Raw genomic sequence first — 2,081 nt, forward strand, 5'->3', positions numbered from 1 at the left:
GCGCGCGGCGCGGGCGGTGCGGGCCGCAGGCCGCCGGCCGCGGCGCCGCACGCCCCCCGTGGGCCGTGACCGGGTTCCCCCGCTGCGACATGCGAGCCGTCTTCGCCGCGCGCCGGAGCGTACGGCCGGCGCATTTCCGCACGGCGGATTCGGCGTGGACCGATGAGTTCGCGGTGACCCGGTCGTCCACCCCTGTGCAGCCTGTCCGACGGCNCGTGGACCGATGAGTTCGCGGTGACCCGGTCGTCCACCCCTGTGCAGCCTGTCCGACGGCACCGAAGGAGACCGCCATGACCGCCACGCAGAAGATCGTCACCTTCCTGTGGTTCGACGACCAGGCCGAGGAGGCGGCGGAGCACTACACGTCCGTCTTCGACGACTCCCGCATCGTGGACGTGCAGCGGTACACCGACGCCGGGCCGGGGGAGCCGGGGTCGGTCATGACCGTCACCTTCGAGCTGGCCGGGCAGCGGTTCCTGGCGCTGAACGGCGGACCGCACTTCCAGTTCACCGAGGCCATCTCGCTCTACGTGAACTGCGAGACCCAGGAGGAGGTGGACGAGCTGTGGGCCCGGCTCGGCGAGGGCGGCCAGGAGGACCAGTGCGGCTGGCTGAAGGACCGGTACGGCCTGTCGTGGCAGATCATCCCCACGGTGCTGCACGAGCTGATGGACACGCCGGACCGGGCCCTGGCCGCCCGGGTCATGCAGGCCATGCTCGGCATGAGGAAGCTCGACATCGAGGCGCTGGAGGCGGCCGCGCGCGGCGAGTGAGGAGGCGGCCCGGCGGTCTCCGCCGAGAGGGTGCCCGCGGTCTCCGGTTCGCTCCGAGGGTTCACTGCGAGGGTTCACTGCGAGCACTCCGAGGGAGCACTCCCAGGACTCACTCCGCCGGAGGCAGCAGCGTGCCCAGCGGGCCCAGGTCCAGGTTCAGGTCCTCCATGTCCAGGTCGTAGCGCGCGCACAGGTCGGTCATCCGCTCGTGGAGCAGCATGAGGGTCATCCCGATGCGCTCCTCCTGCTCCTCGCTGAGGTCCCCCTGCTCGACGCGGTGCAGCGCCTGCCGCTCCATCAGCTGCCGCAGCAGCTCCACGAGGGTCAGCACCAGCTTGACCAGGTCCCGCTCGACCGTGTCCGGGTCGGTGTGCAGGCGCCGGGCGATCCGCTGGGCCCGCTCCTCCTCGGACGGCAGGTCGTCGGGGCCCGCCGGGAGGAGGCGGAAGGCGTCCGCCGCGGCCCGGGTGACCTCGTCCAGGTCGTGGATGGCGGGGTGGCCGCCGCGCCGGGGCTCCCGGTTCACGGCCATGTCCCACCTCCCGGCCGGTCCGGCTCGTACGGCTCGTCCGGCTCGTACGGCCCGGCGTCCGGCTCGTACGGCTCCCCGGCCCCGTACGGCCCGGCCTCCGGCTCGTACGGCTCCGCGTCCGGCTCGTAGGGCCCGGCCTGCGGCCCGTGCGGCTCCGCGGAGGCCGCGTCGGGTCGGTCCTGCGTGCGTACGGACATGATCAGGGCGCGCAGCGAGATCCGTACCAGGTCCACGTCCGCGATGGACAGCGTCAGCTCGCCGGTCAGCACCGCGCCGCCCTTCAGCAGCCGGTCGAGCAGGTCGATCAGCGCGATCGGCCGGCCCGCGAGCGGCGACTCCTCCTCGGCGAGTTCGCTCGCGAGCCGGACCGAGCGGTCGTCCGGTTCCAGGGCGTGCCCCGGGGTGCCGGTCACGGCGCGTCCGCCTCCGTCGGCGCCTCGTCCGCGGCGGTGAAGGAGTACGGGGCCCACGGGCCGGTCACCTCCACCCGGATGCCGTCCACCCCCTCGGCCGCGCCCGCGACCCGGGCGCGGAACTCCTCGGCCTGCCCGCGCGGCACGAGGTAGGCGTCGTTGGCCACGTTCTGGCCCGGGCCGGTGGCCAGCTCGCCCTGCTGCGGGCGGTGCCGGACCCGGTCGGCGGCGATCGCGCGCGCGGCGGCGTCCACGCGGCGCACCGCGTCCCGGGCCGCCCGCCACGCCTCGTCCCGGGAGCGGCGCTGCTGCTGGCGGCCGCGCAGGTAGTCCCGGCCGGAACCGGTGGGCGCGGCCGGCCCG

At 74.8% G+C, this 2,081-nt stretch carries 3 protein-coding genes and 1 pseudogene; 1 reads left to right on the forward strand and 3 read right to left on the reverse strand.

Annotated elements, in window-relative coordinates; all coding sequences use genetic code 11:
- Positions 1–290 precede the first annotated feature (290 nt).
- Entirely contained in the window at positions 291–773 is a 483-nt protein-coding gene (locus RKE29_RS29575) for a VOC family protein (protein WP_312008791.1), read from the forward strand.
- A gap of 109 nt (positions 774–882) precedes the next feature.
- Here the strand turns inward: RKE29_RS29575 and RKE29_RS29580 are convergent, their stop codons facing one another.
- From RKE29_RS29580 to RKE29_RS29590, 3 genes and pseudogenes are all read right to left on the reverse strand, one after another.
- A complete protein-coding gene (locus RKE29_RS29580) occupies positions 883–1,305 on the reverse strand; it encodes a gas vesicle protein K (protein WP_312008792.1) in 423 nt (140 codons plus the stop codon).
- A gap of 185 nt (positions 1,306–1,490) precedes the next feature.
- Positions 1,491–1,619, reverse strand: a pseudogene (gvpJ, locus tag RKE29_RS29585) (gas vesicle protein GvpJ); the annotation flags it as partial.
- A gap of 95 nt (positions 1,620–1,714) precedes the next feature.
- Positions 1,715–2,081, reverse strand: a 367-nt coding sequence (locus RKE29_RS29590) for a GvpL/GvpF family gas vesicle protein (protein WP_312008793.1), incomplete at its 5' end; no start/stop codon positions are given.

The organism is Streptomyces sp. B1866, from assembly GCF_031932565.1.
GTDB lineage: Bacteria > Actinomycetota > Actinomycetes > Streptomycetales > Streptomycetaceae > Streptomyces.

Bases quoted from the DNA above. Each gene is read 5' to 3' on its own strand.
- RKE29_RS29575 (WP_312008791.1), top strand. From the start codon at position 291: ATGACCGCCACGCAGAAGATCGTCACCTTCCTGTGGTTCGACGACCAG.
- RKE29_RS29580 (WP_312008792.1), bottom strand. From the start codon at position 1,305: ATGGCCGTGAACCGGGAGCCCCGGCGCGGCGGCCACCCCGCCATCCAC.